Origin of the sequence: Homoserinimonas sp. OAct 916 (assembly GCF_003260275.1) — a bacterium.
Lineage (GTDB): Bacteria > Actinomycetota > Actinomycetes > Actinomycetales > Microbacteriaceae > OACT-916.
Genome location: NZ_QJHB01000003.1, coordinates 135,546 through 157,300 on the forward strand (window position 1 = coordinate 135,546; position 21,755 = coordinate 157,300).

Sequence of the window (21,755 nt, forward strand, 5' to 3'; positions counted from 1 at the left end):
CCGCAGGCGGCGAGATGCTGCATACTATGGTGATGAGTGGGACGATTGACTCACTCTCATCGAGCAAGGATGCACGATGCTGTGCGACCGAAGGAGCTGCGTGACTTGATCATGCACGAACCAACCCAGCACGAACCAACCCAGCACGATTCAACCCAGCACGACCCAGCCAGCCAGGCGACCCAATGACCGATGAGACGGTGATGACGTCGAGCACGTCCGACGTCAAATCGCCCCAGCGCATGCCCGTTGCCGAGCGACGGACCGCCCTCATCGACGCGGCACTACGGGTCGTTGCCCAACACGGGGTGTCCGGGGCGACCACGAGGGCGATTGTTGCCGAGGCAGGTATGGCGCTGGCGAGCTTCCACTACGCCTTCTCCAGCCGTGACGAATTGATGACCGAACTTGTGAATCACGTCATCGAGCACGAACAGACAGCGCTGGTGCCGCCGCTGCCCCATGAGGCAGCGAGCGTGCGCAATGTTCTCCGTGACGGCCTTCAGCGCTATTTCGATCACCTCGTCGAGGAGCCCGAACGCGAACAGGCGATGCTCGAGCTGACACAGTACGCGCTGCGCACTCCAACGCTGCAATCCTTGGCCCGCCGGCAGTATGACCGCTACTTCGAGATGGCCCGGGATTCGCTGACTCTGGCGGCTGAGCTCACCGGAGCCGTCTGGCGTGTTCCCACCGAAGAGATCGCCCACCTACTGGTCGCCGTCACCGACGGGCTCACCGTCGGCTGGTTGGTGAACAGGGACGACGCCGCTGCCCGCGCCCTCATGGACCTCGCCGCCGACAGCATCGCTCACCTCGCGGAGGAAAGCGCATGAGTGGCGTGGTCAAGGCGCCGGCGACGACCATTGGTGTCTTTCAGGAACCCACCGCCCGGGTCACCTCCGGCTGGATCGCGGTTTTCGCCACCGCCTGGTTCGGTATCTGGATGGCGCAACTCACCCCGATCCAGCTCTTGTTGCCGGCCCAGATCGAAGCGCAGCTGCACGCCACGAACTGGGTCGACAACGTGGTCGCCTTCGGCATCATCTCGGGTATTGCGGGCCTGTGCGCGCTGGCCGCGTACCCGTTGACCGGTGCCCTGTCTGACCGCACCACGAGCCGCTTCGGTCGACGGCGTCCGTGGATGGCTGCAGGGGCGCTGGTGTTTGCCCTCTCATTGTTCCTGCTCGGTCTGCAGTCGTCGATGATCGGGATCGGATTCTTCTGGTCCTGCGCGCTGATCGGGTTCTGCATGCTGACAGCGGCACTCACCGCCACGATCTCCGACCAGGTGCCAGTGACCCAGCGAGGGTACGTCTCCGGCTGGTTGTCGGCCCCGCAGGCCATCGGCACGATCGCTGGTCTCATGCTGGTGACCATGCTGTTCACCGGCCAATTCGTCGGATATTCCGTGATGGCCATCCTGCTGGTGGTTCTGGTCACCCCGTTCCTGTTGTTCGTGCGCGACACCCGGTTGCTGCCTGACCAGCGGGAGCCGCTCACCGCGCGGGGAATCCTGGAGAGCCTATGGATCAGCCCACGTGAGCATCCGGATTTCGGCTGGACCCTGCTCAGCCGAATACTGGTCAATTTCGGCAATGCGTTCGGAACCACGCTTCTGCTGTATTTCTTGGCGTTTGGTTTAGACCTCGGGATGGGCGACGCCGAAGACGGCCTGCTGCTGTTGACCGGGATCTACATGGTGTTCGTCATCCTGGCCTCCCTCGGCGCCGGCAAATGGTCGGACAAGGTCGGCAGACGCAAGGTGTTTGTGTTCGTGGCATCCACGCTGCAGGCGATTGCCGCCCTGTTGCTCGCGTTCGTGCCCAGCCTCGATGTGGCCATGGTCGCCGCCGGCCTCCTGGGGCTCGGCTACGGCTGTTTCCTGTCGGTCGACCAGGCTCTCGCAACGCAGGTGTTGCCCGACCCCGCCTCCCGAGGCAAAGACCTCGGCATCATGAACATCGCAACCGCCGTGCCGCAGGCCATCGCTCCGCTGCTCGGTGCAATCACCGTCGCCGCGCTCGGGGGATTCAGCGGTTTGTTCATCATGGCCGGAGTGTTTGCCTTCGCGGGTGCGCTCGCGGTGGCTCAAGTGAAATCTGTGCGTTGAAATAGTCGTGCGTTCGAGAGTTTGTGCGTTGGAGAAGTGGCGTGTTGACGAAGCAGCGTGTTGAAGAAGCAGCGTGTTAAAGATGCAGCCGCTAGAGAAGGTGTGTTGAGGTAAATGAAACTGACACTGTCCCCGCCCGAGGGGTCGATGGGCCGCCCCGCGACTCCCTGGACCAGCCCCGAGCACTACTGGCCCGAGCTGACGCGCGCGACCGAACATCTGGATCCACCTGTTGCCGTGCTCCACCTGGGTGCGCTCGAGCACAACGCGGCCGACATGGTGCGGCGCGCGGCGGGCAAGCCTATCCGGGTCGCCTCCAAGTCGGTGCGGGTGCGCGGAGTGATCGATGCGGTGCTGGAGTTGCCCGGTTATCACGGGGTGCTCGCCTACACCTTGGCCGAGGCGCTGTGGTTGGCCGAGCCCTCTGCCGCGCGCTCGGGTATCGACGACGTGGTCGTCGGCTATCCGACGGTCGACCGGAAGGAGATCGCCCGGTTGGGTGCCTCCGCGGAGTTGGCCGGTCGGGTGACCCTGATGATCGACTCCGTCGCGCAACTCGACCTGATCGACCACGTGTGCCCACCGGGAAAGCGGGAATCGATTCGGGTCTGCCTGGAACTCGACGGCTCTTGGCTGGCGCCCGTGCTGGGCAAGCTCGGCGTGTGGCGTTCACCGATATACACTCCGGCCGACGCGCGGCGGCTCGCCGAAGAGATCGTGCAGAGGCCCGGCTTCGAACTGGTCGGAATGATGGCCTATGAGGCGCAGATCGCCGGGGTCGGGGATGCCCCGGCCGGGCAGCCGGTGATGGCACGGGTGAACCGGTGGATGCAACGCCAGTCCAGACCGGAGATCGCCACCCGTCGCGGCGAGGCAGTGACCGCCGTGCGGCAGGTCGCCGACCTCGAGTTCGTGAACGGTGGTGGAACCGGGTCGCTGGAGTCGACTTCTGCAGACGCCTCGGTCACTGAGATCGCTGCCGGCAGTGGCCTGCTCGGCGGCCACCTGTTCGACAACTACGCCGGATTCCTGCCGGCCCCCGCCGCGGCTTTCGCCCTACCGATTGTGCGCAAGGCCACGGCAGATTCGGCGACCATGCTCGGGGGCGGCTGGATCGCATCCGGCGTACCGGCCGCCGACCGGTTGCCGAGCCTGGAGTGGCCGCTTGGGCTGCGTTACGCACCCAGGGAGGCAGCGGGCGAGGTTCAGTCGCCGGTCTTCGGCACGGCGGCGGCCGGCCTGGTACCCGGCGACCGGGTGTGGTTGCGGCACACGAAATCCGGTGAGCTGAGCGAGCACGTCGACCGATTCCACATCGTTGACGGGAACAAGGTCATCGGCACGTTGCCGAGCTACCGAGGTGAGGGGAAGGTCTTCCTGTGACCGTCAGCGAACGCAATGAGAAGACGGGATCCACTCTGATTTCTGGAACGGTGTGGCGCAACTGGGCCCGCACGGTTGAAGTGCGGCCGACGCTGGTGGCGCGACCCACCAGCGTCGCAGGTGTGCAGCGTGCCATCGAAACGGCTCGTGCGCGCGGCATCACGGTGAAGGCAGTAGGGGCGGGGCACAGTTTCACAGCCATCGCTGAGGCGCCGGGTGTGCAACTCGACCTGACCCGGCTCACGGGGCTGATCGACGTGGATCAGGCCCGGCGCCGTGTGAGGCTTCTGGCCGGCACCTGCCTGCGCGACATCCCCGAGCTGCTGGCCCCGTATGCGTTGGCGATGGAAAACCTCGGCGATATCGACTCACAGTCGATCAGCGGTGCGATCTCCACCGGGACCCACGGAACCGGGGCGTCGTTCGGCGGCATCGCAACGCAGGTGGTGGCAGCGCTGGTGGTTACGGCATCCGGGGATCTGCTGAGAATCGACGAGAACCAGAACAGCGAATTGCTGCCGGCACTGTCGCTCGGGCTCGGTGCCCTGGGAATCCTGGTCGAAGTGACACTGCAATGCGTGCCACAGTTCGTGCTACAGGCCGTGGAGCAGCCCGAACGACTCGACGCCGTGCTGGAGTCGGTGTTGGAGCGCGCGGCGGCGGTTGACCATTTCGAGTTCTACTGGTTCCCGCACACGAAAACCGCTCTGACCAAGTCGAACACCCGGCTGCCGGCCGACGCGCACCGTGAACCGTTGACCGTGACCAAGGCCTATCTTGACGACGTCGTCGTCGCGAACGGCGTGTTCCGCCTGACCTGCAACCTCGGCCGGATCGCGCCGGCTGCGATACCCGGCATCAACCGGATGGCGGAGAAACTGACCGGTAACCGCCGATTCACCGACCTGTCGACCAACGTGTTCATCACCAGGCGCACGGTGCGGTTCAAAGAGATGGAGTACGCCATCCCGGCTGAACACGTGGTGAGCGCACTGCGCGAGATCAACGCGGTGATCCAGCGGAGGGGGTTGCGAATCTCCTTTCCCCTTGAGGTGCGGTTTGCGAAGGAGGATTCGTTGTGGCTGTCGACCGCCAGCGGGCGGGCAACGGTGTACATCGCGGCGCACCGGTTCTTCCGCGAAGACCACCGCGAGTACTTCGCGGCGCTGGAGGAAGTGTTGCGTTCCTTTGGCGGGCGACCACATTGGGGCAAGATGCACACGCAGGACGCCGAGTCACTGCGCCAGGTGTACCCCCACTTCGACAACTTCATCGAACTGCGGGACCGGCTCGACCCGGAACGGTTGTTCGCCAATCGGTACTTGGACCGCGTGCTCGGCGCCTGAGCTGTGGGCGCCAATTGAGCTGTGTGGGCGCCCCTGAGCGGTGTGGCCCTCCTGGCCCCGACTTGTCCTCGTCATTGCCCCCGGGAGTGCAGTAGATGGGGGAATCCGCGTCGGTTAACCCCATCTGCTGCACGCTCGGCGGAGGACGGGAGGATATCCAGAGGTCAGGGCGAGAGGTGTGGGCGAGGGGTGAGGGCGAGAGGTCAGGACGGCTACGGGGTCCGGCGGCGCAGGGTGATGGCACCGAGCACGATGAAGCCGACGATGAACGCGGCGATGATCAGCAGTTCCACCCCGATCCAGGCCGCGTCATGGCTGCCGGTGGCGACGGCGTTCAACGCGTCGATGGCGTGGGAGAGCGGCAACCAGTCGGAGATGAAGTGCAGGAAGTCTGGCAGTTGATCACGGGGCAGGAAGATGCCCCCCAGCAGGATCTGGGGAAATATCAACGCCGGCATGAACTGCACCACCTGGAACTCGGTGCGGGCGAACGCGCTGGCGAGAAGGCCGAGCGTGGTGCCGAGAATTGCGTCCACTACAGCGATCGCGAACAGCAGCCAGAGGGAACCCTCGATGGTCAAGCCGCACACCCAGACGGCGAACGAGACCGTGACCGCGGCCTGCAGCAGGGCCAGCAGACTGAACGCGATGGCGTAGCCGAGGATGAACTCAAGCTGCCGGATCGGCATGGTCAGTAGGCGCTCCAGCGTGCCCGTGCGGCGTTCGCGCAACGTGGCGATGCTGGTGATCAGGAACATGATGGTGAACGGGAACAACGCCAGCATTGCCGGGCCGATCTGTTCGAACACCGGGGTGTCGACGAACAACCAGGCGATCAGCCCGATGAGCAGGCTCGGTACGACCAGCAGCAGGCCGACGGTGCGGGGATCGTGACGGATCTGCTGCAGTGCCCGGCCCGCCGTCGCAAACGTGCGCCGGGCGTTCACGACCCACCTGCCCGATGCTTCGGGTGCTGCCGGATGATGGCGAGGAATGCCTCCTCCGCCGTGGCAGCGCCGGTGCGAGCGAGTAACTCGCTGGGGGTGAGATCCGCTACGAGGTCACCATCGCGCATCAGCAGCAGACGGTCGCAGCGAGTGGCCTCATCCATCACATGCGAGGACACCAGCAGGGTACTGCCACCTCGGGCCAGATCGTGGAAGAGGTTCCAGAGATCTTCGCGAAGCACCGGGTCCAACCCGACAGTCGGCTCGTCGAGTACCAGGAGGGGCGGGCTGGACAACATCGCGACGGCCAAGGAGACCCGGCTGCGCTGGCCTCCGGACAGGGTAGCCACCAGTTGGCCGGCCGTGTCGCTCAGCGCGGTCTCCTGGAGTACCCGGTCGATGTCCTCGGCCCGGGCGCCGAGCACAGACCGGAAATAGCTCAGGTTCTGCCGCACCGTGAGGTCGTCGTAGATGCTGGCCGCCTGGGTGGAATATCCCACCAGTCTGCGTAGCCGTGCGTCTCCGGAGGGTAGACCGAGCACCTGCACACTGCCGGATGCGATCCTCTGCACGCCGACGATTGATCGCATCAGAGTCGTCTTGCCGCCGCCGCTGGGCCCCAACAGCCCAACCACCTGTCCGCAGGGTACGGTGACTGTGATGCCGTGCAGTACCAGCTTCTTGCCGCGCCGCACACGCAGGGACTCGCATTCGATGGCGGGGGCGGTGTCGGGCATCCGTAGTCCCTTTCCTCCGTGATGCTGAAAACCTGAGTGTACTCGCTGACTCGCGTGCGGAAAAGGTGAGGGCGTACCGCCAGTTGACTGAGAGGATACTCATTCTCAGCGACTGTCACAGGACTGTCGATATAGTGAAGATCATGGAATGGCTGATCCCTGTACTCATCGTTGTTGCACTCGTTCTGATCATTGGTATTTACCTGTGGTCCACATACAACGGGTTGGTGACGCTCAACGTTCGCGTTGATGAGGCATGGAGTGACATCACGGTGCAGCTCAAGCGGCGTGCTGATCTGATCCCCAACCTGATCCAAGCGGTCAAGGGCTATGCGGCGCATGAGAAGGGCGTGTTCGAGTCGGTCACGCGGGCCCGGGCAGAGACGCTGTCGGCGCAGGGGCCGGTCGAGGCCTCCGCCGCCGAGAATCATATGCAGCAGGCGTTGAAGAGCATTTTCGCAGTCGCTGAGGCATACCCGCAACTGCAAGCCAGTCAGAACTTTTTGCAGTTGCAGGGCGAACTGGTCGACACCGAAGACAAGATCCAGGCATCTCGCCGCTTCTACAACGGAGGTGTGCGCGAGTTGAACACCAAGATCAAGGTGTTTCCGAACAACATGTTCGCCAAGGGCCTGGGTTTCACCTCTCGCGATTTCTTCGAGGTGGCAGATGTCGCAGCGATCGCCGAGCCGCCACGCGTTCAGTTCTAGGAGTTCCGATACTCGCATGAACCACGCTCGAATCCAGCCGCCCAGGCCGGTTCGGTGGGCAACGGGTACCCGTTCACGAGTTGAGTCGATATGTACAGTGCGATAGCGCGCAACAAGCGCAACACCGTCTTCATCATCATCGTCTTTCTGGCGGTGATCGGAGGCCTGGGCTATCTCGCCAGCGTGGTCTATGCCGACCCGTGGATCACCCTGATCGTCTTTGTCGTGGCCACTGCCTATGCCCTCATCCAGTATTTCGCTGCCGACAAGCTGGCGGTGTCGATGGCCGGTGGGCACGAAATCCAGAAGGCCGACAATCCCAGGCTCTACCGGGTGGTGGAGAACCTGGCCATCACCGAGGGACTGCCGATGCCCAAGGTGTACATCGTGAACGATCCGGCGCCGAACGCGTTCGCCACCGGGCGGGATCCGAAGTCGGCGGCGGTGGCCGCCACTTCCGGGCTGCTCGACCTGATGACCGACCAGGAGTTGGAAGCGGTCATGGCGCACGAGATGGGGCACGTCAAGAACTACGACATCCGGGTCTCCATGATCGTGTTCGGGCTGGTCGTTGCAGTCGGCTTCATCGCCGACATGTTTCTGCGCGTCGCCATCTTCGGCGGGGGGCGCAGCCGCAACAACAATGGGGGAAACCCGATCATGCTGGTGTTCGGCCTCGTCGCCATGATCATCGCTCCGCTGATTGCTGCAGTGGTTCAGGCCGCCATCTCCCGCCAGCGCGAATACCTTGCCGACGCCACCGGCGCGATGACGACAAGAAACCCGGATGCCCTCGCGAGCGCGCTGGCAAAGCTGGGTGAATACGGCCGCCCGATGAAACGGCAGAACTCAACCATGTCGCATCTGTGGATCTCTGACCCGAACCGGCCCGGCCTGATGAGCCGCATGTTCAGCACCCACCCGCCGATCCCAGAGCGGATCGCCCGCCTGGAAAAGATCGGTCGCACCTTCTAGCCGGCACGTCCTTCTAGCCGGTACGTCCTTCTGGTTGTACTGCCCATCTGACTGGCGTTGCCTGTCAGGCGATGGCAGCCACCTCACTGCGCAATGCAGTCGCCAGGTTGCCGCGAGCGGCCACCCACACATCGTCTGCACCCTGCCAACGGGCGGTGGCGGCCAAAACCGCGGCCAGCCGAGCTGCGGTATCCGGCGGCGCTCCAGCCTCCTGCCAGGCCGCCTGGACACGCAACACCCCGGCCTGACGATCATGCTTCAGGTCGACACGGCCCACGACCCTGTCGTCAACCAGCACCGGGAGCACGTAGTAGCCGAAGACACGTTGGGGCGCTGGCGTGTAGATCTCGATCCGATAGTGAAAGTCGAACAAGCGCTCGGTACGTTTGCGGTCCCAGACGACGGGGTCGAATGGTGACAACAGCGCGGTGGCCTCGATGGTGCGTGGCTGCCGGGCGTCACGATGCAGCCAGGCGTTCTGCTTCCAACCGTCCACGCGCACCGGAACCAGCACTCCGGCGTCTTCGAGTTGGCGCACGGCAACAATCGAATCGGCGATACCGAGACGAAAATAGTCAGCGAAGTCGGCGACCGTTCCGATGCCGTGGGCCCGGGCGCCGACCTCGACCAGGCGCCGGTGCGCCTCGGCGCGCGGTACATCTTGCGTGAGCAACTCCGGTGTGAACACGTGGTGCGGAAGTGCGTAGTGGCGTTCGAAACGTTCGCGACCGGCGATCACCACATCGCCCCAGCGAAAGAGCGTCTCCAGCCCGCGCTTCACGTCAGACCAGCCCCACCAGGGCCCGCGACGCTGATTGGCATCATGCTCGATCGCACTCGCCGGTACCGGGCCGGTCGCCTCGAGTTCGGCCACCAGCCAGCCCAGCAGGGTTTCGTTCTGCCGGGCCCAGGAGTCTGCTTCGACAAGGGACCGGTCACGAAACTCAGTCATTCGCCAACGCATCAGTGGCCACGTCTCCCGGGGCAGGAAGGAGGCCTCATGCGCCACGTACTCGATGAACCTCGGGGCTGGGCCGAGGGTCAGGCGGTCGAGATCGCCCTTGTCATAAGCGCCCAGCCGTGCGAACACCGGCAAGTAATGAGCGCGCTCGAAAACGTTGACGCTGTCAATCTGAAGCAGACCCAACTTCTCGACCATGTTGGACAATGAGCGTATCCCCGGCCGGCGTTCAGACGACGTCTGATCGTGCTGTCGGCGAAAGCCCTGCGCGGCCAGGGCTATCCGCCTGGCCAGTCGGGGTGAGATCGAGTCCGTCACGCTGACGACTCTAGCGCGGTGTTCCGTCATCGTTTCAGTGTCGGTGCGCGGTGATTCATGGCGCCGTCGGCATATAACCGGCCATAGACTGAAACGGTGGAGGATCACCAGGGAGCAGGCCCCACGGCGGAGCCGGGTGAGCGCTCGCTGGTGCCACCAGGCGTGAGGGTTGCTGGCGCCTGGTCGTGGCGCATTCTGGTCATGGTCGGGGTGCTCGCCGTTCTGGTCTATACAGCGATCCAGTTCAGCCTGATCGTCATTCCGGTCATGGTCGCCATTCTCTTGGCAGCCCTCCTTGTTCCCCTGATCAATTTTCTGCAGCGCCACGGTTGGCCGAAATGGCTTGCCGTCATAGCGGTCACCCTGGGGTTCATCGTGGTGGTGACCGGACTGGTCGTTCTGATCGTCACCCAGATCACCTCCGGGATGGACGAACTCCGGGTTCAGACGCTGGCCTCCTATGACCAATTCAAGGACTGGTTGCGCGCCCCTCCGTTTGAGCTCAGCGAGTCGCAGATCTCCGGGCTCGTCGGGGATCTGATCGCGGTCGTCCAAGGAGACCCCAACCTGCTGTGGAACAGGGCGCTCACCCTGGGCAGCGGCGTGGGGCACTTCCTTGCCGGGTTTCTGCTGACCCTGTTCGCGACGCTGATCTTCCTGATCGACGGCAAGGGCGTTTGGCGTTGGCTCGTGCGACTGTTCCCGAAAGCGGCACGGCCCGCGGTGGACGGAGCGGGCCAGGCCGGTTGGCGAACCATGGGAAACTTCGTTCGAGTGCAGATCGTGGTCGCCGCTATCGACGCGACGGGAATCGCCGTCGGTGCCGCGATCCTGCAACTGCCCCTCGCCATTCCAATCGGGATACTCGTCTTTCTGGGCTCGTTCATTCCGATCGTCGGGGCTGTTCTGACCGGAGCACTGGCAGTGTTCATCGCGTTGGTCTACCAGGGTTGGGCCATCGCGTTGGTGATGCTGGCCATAGTGCTCGTGGTGCAGCAGGTGGAGGGTCATGTGTTGCAACCGCTGATCATGGGGAATGCGGTCAAGATTCACCCGCTCGGTGTCGTGCTGGCAGTGACTGCGGGGGCGCTGGTCGGGGGAATTGCCGGGGCGCTCTTTGCGGTGCCGATCGTCGCCTCGCTCAACGCCATGATTCTTTACGTCGCCCGGGGGAGCTGGCGGGAACCAGAGCCCCCACCTCGGGCCGCGATGGAGGCGGAACCGGCCGCGGCCCCTTAGGGCGCGAGCGGGCGGCCGTTGATGAGAACCCGCGACCGTGACGATCCGCGATGACCACCTGACGATGATGCCCCGCTACAACCAGACAGACGACAGCGGCAGACAGACGACAACAGCAGTGAGATGACAGGCAGTGAGATGACAGGCAGTGAGATGACAGGCAGTGAGATGACAGAGAATCCCTTTCCGGGCCCGACACTCGATCAGTTCCGGGCAGCCCGGGAAACCGTCTACCGAGTGGCCAAGGTCACCCCGATGGACACGTCCCAATACTTGTCCGAACGGTTGGGAACATCGGTTTATCTCAAGTGTGAGAACCTGCAGCGCGGTGGATCCTTCAAACTTCGCGGAGCCTTCTATCGGTTGTCGCAACTGAATGAGGAGGAGCGTCGGCGGGGTGTGGTGGCGGCGTCGGCCGGCAACCACGCGCAGGGTGTGGCCCTGGCGGCTCGAGAGTTGGGGATCGCCGCAACCATCTTCATGCCCGAGGGGGCGGCACTGCCGAAACTGCAGGCAACCCGGCGTTACGGCGCCGATGTCATCCTGCAGGGGGCAACGATCACCGAGGCATTGCAGGCCGCTGCAGACTTCGCTGCCGAGACCGGGGCGTTGATCATTCCCCCGTTCGACCACGAAGACGTGGTGATCGGACAGGGCACATTGGGGTTGGAGATCCTGGACGAGATCCCCGACCTGGAGACCGTCATCGTCCCGATCGGTGGCGGCGGATTGGCGGCCGGAGTGGCCAGTGTGGTCAAACAACAGGCTGCGGCGACCGGCCGGACTGTGAAGGTCATTGGGGTGCAGGCCGAGGCCGCTGCGGCCTACCGGCCGTCCTTACTCGCTGGAGAGCCTGTGCAGATCCAAATGGGCCCCACCATCGCTGATGGCATCGCCGTGGCGAAGCCCGGTGACCTCAACTTCCAGATGCTCGAGAAGACCGTCGACGAGATTGTCGAGGTGTCTGAAGACGAGGTGGCTCAGGCGATCCTGATTCTTTTGGAACGCACCAAATTGGTGGTGGAGGCCGCCGGCGCTGTGGGAGTTGCTGCGATCATCGCCGGCAAGGTGCACGCGGTCGGCAAGACCGTCGTCATCCTGAGCGGTGGAAATATCGACGCGTTGCTGTTGCAGCGTGTGATCAGCCAAGGCCTCGCGGCCTCGGATCGCTACCTCACGGTGCGGGTGATCCTTCCCGACCGTCCCGGACAATTGGTGCGTGTGGCGCAACTGGTCGCCGAAGCGAACGCGAATGTCGTCGAGGTGCTACACACCCGTCATGGACTGGGCGCCCAATTGAGCGAGGTGGCAATCGAATTGAGTGTCGAAACGCGCGGCGGAGACCATAAACAGCAGGTGATCGACACAATTCGTGCCGGCGGCCTCGACGTGTTCGTCGAAGAGTAGCGGGTGGGGCCGAAAGGCGTTCAGCGGGGGACGAAAGGTGCTCAGCGCGCCAGGTAGGTCTCCACCTTGTTGATTGACACCTGAATCTTCTTGCCGTTCGGGGCCTCGTAGCTGGCCTTGTCGCCCACCTTCAAACCGAGGATCGCGGTGCCGAGGGGGCTCTGCGAACTGTAGACGGACAAGTCGCTCTTGTCGCCGGCCATCTCGCGGTTTCCGATCAGGAATACGCTCTTGTCTCCGGCGATCGTGGCCGTGACCACCGTTCCGGGCTCGACGACCCCCTCGCTGGCAGGTGCCTCGCCAACCTCGGCGTCTCGCAGGAGGATGGTGAGCTGGCTGATCCGTGCCTCGATCTTGCCCTGCTCGTCTTTGGCCGCGTGGTAGCCGCCGTTCTCCTTGAGGTCGCCCTCTTCGCGGGCCAGTTCGATCTTCTTCGCGATATCTATGCGCCCAGCCGTCCGCAACGTCTCGAGTTCGGCGGAAAGTCGTTCGAAGGCTTCACGCGTGAGCCAGTTCGCTGGAACAGTATTGGACACGGTGGCCTCCCTTAGGCTTCACGATCGTATGAATCAGCGCCCCGGCGGTGACCGTCAGGGCGCATCAACCCATTATTCTACCGGCCAGCATCGGTAAATCAAACCGGTCACGCTCAGTTCGGTGGTGCGAACTGTCTCGGTGAAAGCGCGTGTTCGTTGGGTGGACGCGGGGATGTCCACCACCTTCCAACCGACGATTGCGAACGATTCGTTCATCGCTTGCAGCGCGCAGGCGGCGGCCTGCCCGGGGGGCATGCTCACTTCGAAGGAGACGCTGACGGCGTGCTCTCCCAAGACTGTGTGTGCGGTGTCTCGCGCATCCACCGGGTTGGGGCTGCCGCCTGCCCACACCACCCACGCAGTGAGCACGACGACGAAACCCACCGCTGCCAACCACCAGACGAGTCGAATCCGGCGCCCACGACCCGCACTGCGACCGTAGCGCTTGTCAAGGTCGGGGTGAGTCGAGGTGTCGAGAACGCCGCCGCCGGATGGCGGCGTGCCGGAGGAGTCAAAGTCTTCCGCGGCCTCATCGCTGACCGGGTCGGACACTCTCATACAACTCCAGATCGGGTTCGTTACTCTAGTGGGGGCCAGTATTGTTGACTGACATAGCCTGTCTACCATTCAAGGTTAGGCGAATACCGAAGAAGGAGTGAGACCACTCACGTGTCCCTGCGAATGATGGCGGTTCACGCCCACCCCGATGACGAATCGAGTAAGGGCGCCGCGACGTACACCTATTATCGCAGCATCGGCGCCGAAGTGATGGTGGTCAGTTGCACCGGCGGTGAACGCGGGGACATCCTGAACGACGGGATCGAGAACCGCGCCCAGGCTGAACGTGACATCACCGGGTACCGGCGGCGGGAGATGGCACTGGCCGCGGAGGTCATGGGGATCGAACATCGCTGGCTCGGCTACGTCGACTCCGGTATGGCTCAGGAAGACGGCACACTGCCGGTGAACTCGTTCGCAGCCATCCCGCTGCAGACCTCGACCGAACCGTTGGTGCGATTGATTCGCGAGTTCCGGCCCCAGGTGCTGATCACGTACGACGAGAACGGCGGCTACCCGCATCCCGACCACATTCGCTGCCACGAGATCTCGGTGGAGGCGTACCGGGCCGCAGCCGACCCAGACAGATACCCCGACACCGGGGACGCCTGGCAGATCAGCAAGCTCTATTACGACCGCATTTTCAATGCAGAACGAATGAACAGCGTGTACGAGCTGATGAAGGTCGAGCACCCGGACTCTCCGTTGCTCGAACAGATGGCCCAACGACGCTCCTGGGTAGACCTGATGCCGAAGCTGGCGACCAGCCGGGTGTCGGTGGGAGAGTTCTTCGAGCACCGCGACAACGCGCTGCGGGCACACGCCAGCCAGGTGTCGCCGGATAGTTCGTTCTTCTTCTGGCCCAACGACATCCAGCGTGAGGCGTGGCCTTACGAGGACTTCCAACTCGTCGACTCAAAGGTGGAAAGTGTGCTCCCTGAAACCGACCTCTTCGCCGGTGTGAAGGACCTGTCGTGATCACCGCCCTCGGCATTGGTGCCGCAGGTGCGCTGCATGCGGCATCGACGCCCCCGTCCGCGCCCACCGAGGCGCAGGCGAATCCGGGCGTGTGGGGATTCGTGATCACCTTTTTGCTCGCCCTCGCCGTGATGGTCATCATCTATGACATGATCCGGCGAGTGCGGCGCATGAACTACCGCGCCCAGGCCCAAAAGGAGTTGGCGGATGAGGCAGCCGAAGCAGCCGAGCTGGAGGCGTTGAGCGGGCATGTCGGCACTGATGGTGCTGACGGTGCCGATGGTACTGACGGTGCCGATGGTACTGACGGTGCCGATGGTACTGACGGTGCCGATGGTACTGACGGTGCCGGCGATGCGGCGAAACCACCGAAGGCGGCTCCGCCAACGTCCTAACCGGGCAGTTCATCCAGCCGGGTTGCGCAACAACGAGGCCAGTGCGAGCAGCTGGCCAGCGCGCCTAGCCGGCTGGACCAGCAATGCAGAAGTCCTGGATGGTTCCGACCAGGATTTTGGTGAGTGCACGCACGGATGAGCCGGTGGTCCATTCGTCGGCTTCGTGTGCGCCGGCTCCGTCGACACCGAGCAGCAGGCACGGAATGCCGGCGGCCGCGATGAGCCCGGCATCCGTCCAGAAGGGCTCGCCGCGTCTGCCGGGTGCGACCCCGAGAATCTGCGTGGCGTGTTCTTCGAGGATGCGCACCAGAGGGGCCTCCGGGTCGGCCTGGAGGGCTGCTCGTGCGACCTGTCGCCGAAGGGTGAAGGTGAAATCAGGAATCATCGCGGCCAGTTCGGACAGAAGCAGGTGCAACTCCTGTTCCACAGAGTCTGGGGATTCGCCCGGCAGCATGCGTCGTTCGACGCTGATCCGGCATTCGTCGGCGACGGTTGCCTCATCGGTGCCACCGTGAATCTTGGAAACCCGCACTGTGCTGTGGCCCAGAAGTGGATGCCCGGGTCCGGCTGAAAGCCGGCCCGCCAGACAATCAAGTGCGCGCAGCACATGCGTGGCGTGGGCGATTGCATCCACCCCGCGTTCGGGCATCGACCCGTGGGCGGCAACGCCGGTCAGGACGATCTCGAACCACGCGAATCCGCGATGCGCGACGACGAGCTGCAGATTCGTGGGCTCCGCGACAATCGCAGCATCTGCGGTGAACGTTCGCAACACCTCCTCGGTGCCGAGGCTGCCGAACTCCTCGTCGGCCACCAGGGTCACCAGCACGTCGCCCGCCGGTCGATTCCGCCCCGCGGTCGCAGTGGCCGCCAGAATCGCTGCCACACCGCCCAGCATGTCGAAGGTGCCGCGCCCATGCAATTGGTCTCCCCGTTCGACGAGTTCGAAGGGGTTGCCGGAGTACCCGGCCACAGGCACTGTGTCGAGATGGCCGTTCAGCATCAGCGAACGGCCGTCACCGGTTCCGCGCAGGATGCCGACTACCGACGGTCGACCGGGGGTCTCTTCGAGGCGATGCACCTCGAACCCGTGCCGGGTCATCCACTCGGCACAGAAGGTGGCGATTGCGCCCTCGCCGGCTCCTGAAACAGTCAGATCTGGATTCACCGAGTCGATGGCGACCAATTGCCTCAGCAGGTTCACGGGGTCGATCGGCGGCACGGCTCTCCTTGTGGCTGGTTTCAGATGGGTGATTCAGGCGGTTCGGGGGTTCAGAAGGTCGGGCGTTCAGAAGGTCGGGAGTTCAGAAGGTCGGGGGTTCAGAAGGTCGGGGGATTGACGGCCACCAGGAGAATCGCCGTCCAGTGGCAGAGGAAAGCCAGCACGGTCAGGGTGTGGAAGATCTCGTGGAATCCGAATGCACCGGGGAAGGGATTGGGGCGCTTCAGGGCGTAGATAATGGCGCCCACACTGTACAAGAGCCCCCCGACGATGATCAGTATCATCGTTGCCGCATTGGCCAGGAAGAACTGCGGCATGAACATGACCGCGGCCCAGCCCAGCAGCAGGTAGAGCGGAACGTAGAGCCACCGCGGTGCACCGATCCAGAACACGCGAAAGCCGATCCCAAGAACCGCTCCTCCCCAGACCAGGCTGAGCAGTAGGGCGGCCTGTTTGGGAGGCAGGCACAGCACCGTGATCGGCGTGTAGGAACCTGCTATCAGCAGAAAGATATTGGCGTGGTCCAGCCGCTTGAACAGTCTCTTGGTCGCTGGCTTCCAGTTGAACCGGTGGTAGAGCGCAGAGACGCCGAACAACAGTAACGAGGACGCCACGAACACACTGCTGCTGATGGTGGCCGCCGCTCCATCGGCCGCGACGATGAGGATGATTCCCAGGACCACGGCGAACGGAAACGTGCCGGCGTGGATCCAACCGCGCCAGGTCGGCTTCAGGTCGAGAGGGTCTGCTGTGGCCGCCTCCAGCAGTGGCATGTGCAGGCTGATCGGCTCATCAGCGTCATTCCCGGTTGCCTCATCGGCGTGGGCATCTGCGCGGCGGCTATCTCTCGAGTTGCTGTCTGCGGAGCGCGGATCGCCTACTGAAGGATGACCGGTCATTCCACAAGCCTAACGGCGTGAGCCGGGCCCGCCATGAAGGTGGGCGTCGCCCGCGAGCGCGCGATCGGAAGGCGAAAACTGCGGATTGCACTCATTCGGGCCAGAAGTGCACTAGCGTGACTGTGTGCAGAAGCAGAGACTACCAATGGCTCGCGGGTTTCTCTATCGCGTCTACCAGAGTCGACTCAGGCGCCGACTCGACACGACCAGCCTGCCCTGCCATGTCGCGATGATCATCGACGGCAACCGCCGTTGGGCGAAGCAGTTGGGCCTGGAGACGGCGGCGGCCGGTCACCGTGCCGGGGCCGCGAAGATGAGGGAGTTCCTGGAGTGGTGTGACGACCTCGGCATCCCGATGGTCACGCTCTACCTGCTCTCGAGCGATAACCTGGTGCAGCGTTCCAGCCAAGAACTCGCCGACCTCATCGAGATCATCGCCGAGCTGGCCGAAGACCTTTCGCACTACCGCAACTGGCGGATCAAGAAGGTTGGATCGGATACGGGTCTCGCTCCCGGCCTCACCGCAGCTCTTGACGCCGCCGAGGCGCGTACTTTGAACAACTCGGGAATGCACATCAATCTGGCCGTCGGCTACGGGGGACGCACCGAGATCACGGATGCCATGCGGAACATCGTCGCGGAGCACATGAAGGGTGGCGGCACCCTGGACACGCTGGCCGAGCGGCTCACGCCCCAACTGATCGGTGAGCACCTCTACACCGGTGGCCTGCCCGATCCAGACCTGGTCATCCGCACGTCGGGGGAACAACGGTTGAGCGACTTCATGCTCTGGCAGAGTGCCCACAGCGAGTTCTACTTCGTGGAGGCGCTCGGTCCCGATCTGCGTGAAGTTGATTTCTTGCGCGCGTTGCGCGACTATTCTCGTCGCAAGCGACGCTTCGGCAGTTGAGGGAGGACGTGGGCAGATGATGACCATCGACGAGTTCACGCAGCAGTTCAACGAAGAACCGGGCTATTTCGACTTTGCCCGGGTCGGGCCGCCGGGTGCCGCCGTTCTGGCAGAGATGCAGGGGCAGGGGGAGATCTTCTCCCGTGCTCGGTTCGGCGGCCTCGACAACTTTGAGTATCAGGACGAACGGGTACGCGACGTGGTCGGCGCCCTGACCGGATTCCCGGCAGATCAAGTCGTGTTCCAGCCGAATACGTCGATGGGGCTGATGCACACCATGTTCGGCCTGACCGGCGGCGTGCTGATGTCGGGTTCCGAGTTTCCCAGCATCACCTATGCCGCAGTGCGCGCGGCCCAGTCGCTGGGGGTCGTGGTTCCCCAGTGGCTGGAGACCGACCATGGGCGGGTGACCCCCGGGCAGATCAGGGAGCAGATCACACCGAACACAGTCGCTGTCGCGGTCAGCCTGGTTGACTTTCGTACCGGTTACGTTGCAGATCTGGAGGGCATCCGCCAGGTCATCGGCGACCGATTGCTGATCGTTGACGCCATCCAGGGGTTCTCTGTCGTCGACGCAGCGTACGAGGCAGCTGACGTTGTCGTGGCTGGCGGTCAGAAGTGGGTACGGGCCGGCTGGGGGACCGGGTTCATGGCGCTGAGCCAACATGCCCTGGAGCGGATCACTCCCGTCGTCTCCGGGTTCAACGCGACAGATCTGGCCGAACCCTGGTCGAACTCCGAGATCCAGGAGCCCACAGCAGGCGCGGCCGCGTTCAGCGTGTCCATGCCCGATTGCATCGCTCAGGCCCGGCTGGCCGCCGCTTTGGAACAAGTCGACAAGGTCTCCGTGCCCGAAATCGTGCAGTCGATCTCACAGAAAACCTCTCGCCTGATCGACCTTGCCGACGAATTTGGGTTGCAGGTGACCTCTCCGCGCGACGTCGCAGAGCGTGCCGGGATCGTCGTCGTCACCCCGAGGCCCGACTGCGCCAGCCTTCTGACCGCCTCGCTGTTCAACCACGGCATCTCTGCAACGAGCAGGGAGGGGTCTGTTCGCTTCGGCGTTCACGTCTCGACCGACGATGACAGTTTCGATGCCCTGGCACTCGCGTTCACCGAATTCGGCAGGCTCGCCGCGGCGCGGTAGGGCAGCGTCACCCCCTCCTGTCTCTCATCCCGTCCTGCCCCTCACCCCGTCGCACGAGTGATTCTCGAACGCGATCGACCGACTGCGGCGTGTCGAAGGAGCGGTGTGGCGATCGGGTCGTAGCGTCACGACTATCAGGCAAGGCGCTTGATCGAGAATGCCTCAACGGGAGTGCTCGACATCGGCGCAGGACTGAACGCCGGTACTGCGCCAACACATGACAGCCGCTCCCGCGGGGCACTCGAGGCAGAGCCCGCACGCTTCGCGTCGGGATAGGGGAGTGCAACATGGTCGTCACCCGAACACCAGCAGGCCCGGTCACAGGTTCAGCATCCAAGGGGGCGAGCACCTCTCGACGGCCGCAGGCCCAACTGACCTACGTACTCGACACCTCGGTTCTGTTGTCAGACCCGAGGGCGCTGTTTCGATTCGCCGAACACGATGTGGTGTTGCCAGTGATCGTGATCAGCGAGCTTGAGAAGAAGCGGCACGATCCTGAGATCGGCTATTTCGCGCGGCAGGCGCTCCGTCTACTCGACGACCTGCGCGAAGAACACGGGAGACTCGACTTTCCGATCCCGATCGGAGATGGTGGGTCGCTTCGCGTGGAACTCAACCATTCCAGCCAGGCTGCTTTGCCGTCGGGGCTGCAACTCGGCGACAACGACTCGCGCATCCTGGCGGTTGCGCTGAACCTCGCCCATGACGGGCTCGACGTGATTGTGGTGTCGAAGGACATGCCGATGCGGGTCAAGGCGGCGTCGATCGGCTTGACCGCCGAAGAGTATCGGGCGGAGCAAGTGGTCGACTCCGGCTGGACAGGGATTCAAGAGGTGTCGGTGACCGAGCAGGACATCCTCGACCTGTACGATGGCGCGCAATTGCAGACCGACCTGGTGGCCGGGATGCCGGTGAACACCGGGCTCGTGCTGCAGTCCGATCGGGGTTCAGCGCTCGGGCGGGTCACCGGAGACGACGAGGTGACCCTGGTGCGTGGTGACCGGGACCTGTTCGGGCTGCACGGGCATTCCGCACAGCAACGCATCGCCATCGACCTCTTGCTCGACCCCGCAGTCGGCATCGTCTCGTTGGGCGGCCGCGCGGGAACCGGCAAGTCGGCGCTCGCCCTCTGCGCGGGGTTGGAGGCCGTGCTCGAACATCGCCAGCACCAGAAGATCATGGTCTTCCGACCGCTCTACGCCGTTGGTGGGCAGGAACTGGGATATCTGCCCGGCGACTCCGCCGAAAAGATGAACCCGTGGGCCGAAGCCGTGTTCGACACGCTCGGTTCGGTCGTCTCGCAGAATGTACTGGAGGAGGTGCAGGCCAGGGGCATTCTGGAGGTGCTGCCTCTGACACACATTCGTGGGCGGTCGTTGCACGACGCGTTCGTGATTGTGGATGAGGCCCAGTCGCTGGAGCGGAACGTGTTGCTCACGGTGCTCAGCCGAATCGGTCGCAATTCGCGGGTGGTCCTCACCCATGATGTGGCGCAGCGGGACAACCTGCGGGTCGGGCGACACGATGGGGTGGCCTCGGTGATCGAATCGTTGAAGGGGCACTCCCTGTTCGGCCACGTCACGCTCACCCGGTCGGAACGCTCGGAGATCGCGGCATTGGTCACCCAGTTGTTGGAATAAGTACTACTGGAATAAGCGGTGGAATAGGTGCTGCTGGAATAAACATTGCTGGAATAAACATTGCCGGAATAAACACTGCCGGAATAAACACTGCCAGAATAAATGCTGGGGCGATAAGAGTCGGGTCACCGCCGCACAGGCGACCGCCCACGGTCGTAGTCTGGGGGGATGACCGAATCCGTGCTCTCTGACGAACTGTTGGCCAGAATTCGCGGCCGTGCGGCCGGGTATGACCGTGACAACGCCTTCTTCCACGAAGACCTCGCAGAATTGGTGGAGGCCGGGTACCTGCGGCTGTTCACCCCGACCGCACACGGCGGACTCGGCCGCGGCCTGTTGGACGTGGCACGCGAACAGACGCGTCTGGCCACGGCCGCCCCGGCGACCGCGCTCGCAATCAACATGCACCAGGTCTGGACCGGAGTGGCGAAGGTGCTGCTTGACCGGGGCGACGATTCGCTGCTGTGGGTTCTCAAGGAGGCCGCCGCCGGTGAACTGTTCGCGTTCGGCAACAGCGAGGGCGGCAATGACCAGGTGTTGTTCGATTCGCGCACCCGTGCCGAACCCGACGGCGATGGGGGCTACCGCTACTACGGCACCAAAATTTTCACCTCGATGTCTCCGGCATGGACGCGGTTGGGCATCTTCGGAAAGGATGCGACCGACCCCGACAACCCCCGCCTGGTGCACGGTTTCATCACCCGCGACAGCGAGGGTTATACCATCAAGGACGATTGGGACACTCTCGGCATGCGTGCCAGTCAGAGCTGCACCACCGTGCTTGACGGGGTGCATGTGCCGGCCGAACGGATCTTCCGGTCCTTGCCTGTTGGGCCGAGTGCCGACCCGTTGATCTTCGCGATCTTCGCGAATTTCGAGTTGCTGCTGGCGGCGGTCTACGCCGGAATCGGGCAGCGCGCCATCGAATTGGCCGTTGAATCCGGCCGCCGACGTACTTCGCTGAAGCATGGCGGCCGGAGCCTGGCCGATGACCCAGACATTCGCTGGCGGATCGCCGACGCCGCGATCTGGCAGGATGGGCTGTACCCCCAGATCGATCAGGCGGCAGCCGACGTCGACAACCTGGTTGACCATCAGGCCGCCTGGTTTCCGAAGCTGGTCGGCGTTAAGGTGCGCGTGACCGAGACCGTCCGCCAAGTGGTCGACGGTGCAATCCGGGCCTCCGGTGGCTCATCCTATTTTTCTTCGAGCGAGTTGGGCAGGCTCTACCGAGACGTATTGGCTGGGTTGTTTCACCCCTCCGACGACGAGTCGGCGCACAGCACTTTCGCGAACGCGGTGCTCGGCCCGCCGGCATAGGAACTTTCTCCAAA

At 63.8% G+C, this 21,755-nt stretch carries 22 protein-coding genes; 14 read left to right on the forward strand and 8 right to left on the reverse strand.

Translation table 11 applies throughout. The features are described from left to right. Window positions 1-185 precede the first annotated feature (185 nt). The 4 genes from DL891_RS04480 (at window position 186) to DL891_RS04495 (ending at window position 4,842) form a co-directional block, all read left to right on the forward strand. Entirely contained in the window at window positions 186-836 is a 651-nt protein-coding gene (locus tag DL891_RS04480) for a TetR/AcrR family transcriptional regulator (RefSeq protein WP_111719227.1), read from the forward strand. Next, window positions 833-2,113 (forward strand): MFS transporter, encoded by a 1,281-nt coding sequence (locus tag DL891_RS04485; protein WP_111719228.1) that lies wholly within the window; start codon window positions 833-835, stop codon window positions 2,111-2,113. Before DL891_RS04480 ends, DL891_RS04485 begins: the two co-directional genes overlap by 4 nt. Window positions 2,114-2,227: 114 nt before the next feature. Further along, entirely contained in the window at window positions 2,228-3,496 is a 1,269-nt protein-coding gene (locus DL891_RS04490) for an alanine racemase (protein WP_111719229.1), read from the forward strand. Next, window positions 3,493-4,842, forward strand: a complete 1,350-nt coding sequence (locus tag DL891_RS04495) for a D-arabinono-1,4-lactone oxidase (RefSeq protein WP_232819001.1) — start codon at window positions 3,493-3,495, stop codon at window positions 4,840-4,842. The genes DL891_RS04490 and DL891_RS04495 overlap by 4 nt, the downstream gene beginning before the upstream one ends. A 212-nt stretch (window positions 4,843-5,054) precedes the next feature. Here the strand turns inward: DL891_RS04495 and DL891_RS04500 are convergent, their stop codons facing one another. Both DL891_RS04500 and DL891_RS04505 read right to left on the reverse strand, forming a co-directional pair. Then, window positions 5,055-5,789: an ABC transporter permease gene (locus DL891_RS04500; protein WP_111719230.1), complete on the reverse strand. Its 735-nt coding sequence runs from the start codon at window positions 5,787-5,789 to the stop codon at window positions 5,055-5,057. After that, entirely contained in the window at window positions 5,786-6,526 is a 741-nt protein-coding gene (locus DL891_RS04505; RefSeq protein ID WP_111719231.1) for an ABC transporter ATP-binding protein, read from the reverse strand. Before DL891_RS04505 ends, DL891_RS04500 begins: the two co-directional genes overlap by 4 nt. Before the next feature lie 143 nt (window positions 6,527-6,669). Between DL891_RS04505 and DL891_RS04510 the strand changes: the two genes are divergently transcribed. Both DL891_RS04510 and DL891_RS04515 read left to right on the forward strand, forming a co-directional pair. Beyond that, window positions 6,670-7,236, forward strand: coding sequence for a LemA family protein (locus DL891_RS04510; RefSeq protein ID WP_111719375.1), 567 nt, complete (start codon window positions 6,670-6,672; stop codon window positions 7,234-7,236). A 90-nt stretch (window positions 7,237-7,326) separates the two neighbouring features. Continuing rightward, the gene (locus tag DL891_RS04515; RefSeq protein ID WP_111719232.1) at window positions 7,327-8,211 is read left to right on the forward strand and encodes a M48 family metalloprotease; all 885 of its coding nucleotides are present in this window, start codon (window positions 7,327-7,329) and stop codon (window positions 8,209-8,211) included. A gap of 64 nt (window positions 8,212-8,275) precedes the next feature. Here the strand turns inward: DL891_RS04515 and DL891_RS04520 are convergent, their stop codons facing one another. After that, entirely contained in the window at window positions 8,276-9,490 is a 1,215-nt protein-coding gene (locus DL891_RS04520) for a winged helix-turn-helix domain-containing protein (protein ID WP_111719233.1), read from the reverse strand. 96 nt (window positions 9,491-9,586) lie between these two features. On the opposite strand from DL891_RS04520, the gene DL891_RS04525 reads away from it, so the two are divergent. Then, complete coding sequence (locus DL891_RS04525; protein ID WP_232819002.1) at window positions 9,587-10,729, forward strand: AI-2E family transporter; 1,143 nt, start codon at window positions 9,587-9,589, stop codon at window positions 10,727-10,729. 168 nt (window positions 10,730-10,897) lie between these two features. Continuing rightward, on the forward strand, window positions 10,898-12,136 hold the full coding sequence (ilvA, locus tag DL891_RS04530; RefSeq protein ID WP_111719377.1) for a threonine ammonia-lyase: 1,239 nt from the start codon (window positions 10,898-10,900) through the stop codon (window positions 12,134-12,136). A 41-nt stretch (window positions 12,137-12,177) separates the two neighbouring features. Here ilvA and greA read toward each other — a convergent pair whose 3' ends face one another. Both greA and DL891_RS04540 read right to left on the reverse strand, forming a co-directional pair. Beyond that, window positions 12,178-12,672, reverse strand: a complete 495-nt coding sequence (gene greA, locus DL891_RS04535; RefSeq protein ID WP_111719234.1) for a transcription elongation factor GreA — start codon at window positions 12,670-12,672, stop codon at window positions 12,178-12,180. A gap of 72 nt (window positions 12,673-12,744) precedes the next feature. Next, window positions 12,745-13,230, reverse strand: a complete 486-nt coding sequence (locus DL891_RS04540) for a DUF4307 domain-containing protein (protein WP_157962386.1) — start codon at window positions 13,228-13,230, stop codon at window positions 12,745-12,747. Between the two features lie 126 nt (window positions 13,231-13,356). Here DL891_RS04540 and mca point away from each other — a divergent pair, with 126 nt between their 5' ends. Together mca and DL891_RS17270 are read left to right on the forward strand one after the other, a co-directional pair. Next, window positions 13,357-14,208 carry a mycothiol conjugate amidase Mca gene (gene mca / locus DL891_RS04545; protein WP_111719378.1) on the forward strand — a complete coding sequence of 284 codons (852 nt, stop codon included), beginning with the start codon at window positions 13,357-13,359 and terminating at the stop codon, window positions 14,206-14,208. Beyond that, window positions 14,205-14,603, forward strand: coding sequence for a hypothetical protein (locus DL891_RS17270; protein WP_198668768.1), 399 nt, complete (start codon window positions 14,205-14,207; stop codon window positions 14,601-14,603). Before mca ends, DL891_RS17270 begins: the two co-directional genes overlap by 4 nt. Before the next feature lie 64 nt (window positions 14,604-14,667). On the opposite strand, the gene DL891_RS04555 is transcribed toward DL891_RS17270, so the two are convergent. Both DL891_RS04555 and DL891_RS04560 read right to left on the reverse strand, forming a co-directional pair. Continuing rightward, the gene (locus DL891_RS04555) at window positions 14,668-15,825 is read right to left on the reverse strand and encodes a M20/M25/M40 family metallo-hydrolase (protein WP_232819003.1); all 1,158 of its coding nucleotides are present in this window, start codon (window positions 15,823-15,825) and stop codon (window positions 14,668-14,670) included. A 98-nt stretch (window positions 15,826-15,923) separates the two neighbouring features. Then, a complete protein-coding gene (locus DL891_RS04560) occupies window positions 15,924-16,598 on the reverse strand; it encodes a hemolysin III family protein (RefSeq protein ID WP_111719237.1) in 675 nt (224 codons plus the stop codon). A 271-nt stretch (window positions 16,599-16,869) separates the two neighbouring features. On the opposite strand from DL891_RS04560, the gene DL891_RS04565 reads away from it, so the two are divergent. The 3 genes from DL891_RS04565 to DL891_RS04575 all read left to right on the forward strand — a co-directional run bounded on the left by DL891_RS04565 (window position 16,870) and on the right by DL891_RS04575 (window position 20,421). Next, the gene (locus DL891_RS04565; RefSeq protein WP_111719238.1) at window positions 16,870-17,634 is read left to right on the forward strand and encodes an isoprenyl transferase; all 765 of its coding nucleotides are present in this window, start codon (window positions 16,870-16,872) and stop codon (window positions 17,632-17,634) included. A 16-nt stretch (window positions 17,635-17,650) separates the two neighbouring features. Beyond that, window positions 17,651-18,781, forward strand: a complete 1,131-nt coding sequence (locus DL891_RS04570) for an aminotransferase class V-fold PLP-dependent enzyme (RefSeq protein ID WP_111719239.1) — start codon at window positions 17,651-17,653, stop codon at window positions 18,779-18,781. Between the two features lie 287 nt (window positions 18,782-19,068). Further along, window positions 19,069-20,421, forward strand: coding sequence for a PhoH family protein (locus tag DL891_RS04575; protein WP_111719240.1), 1,353 nt, complete (start codon window positions 19,069-19,071; stop codon window positions 20,419-20,421). Here the strand turns inward: DL891_RS04575 and DL891_RS17040 are convergent. Continuing rightward, entirely contained in the window at window positions 20,402-20,572 is a 171-nt protein-coding gene (locus DL891_RS17040; RefSeq protein WP_157962387.1) for a hypothetical protein, read from the reverse strand. The two genes, DL891_RS04575 and DL891_RS17040, sit on opposite strands and share 20 nt — an antisense overlap. Window positions 20,573-20,589: 17 nt before the next feature. Between DL891_RS17040 and DL891_RS04580 the strand changes: the two genes are divergently transcribed. Next, a complete protein-coding gene (locus DL891_RS04580; protein ID WP_111719241.1) occupies window positions 20,590-21,741 on the forward strand; it encodes an acyl-CoA dehydrogenase family protein in 1,152 nt (383 codons plus the stop codon). The last annotated feature ends 14 nt before the right edge of the window (window positions 21,742-21,755 follow it).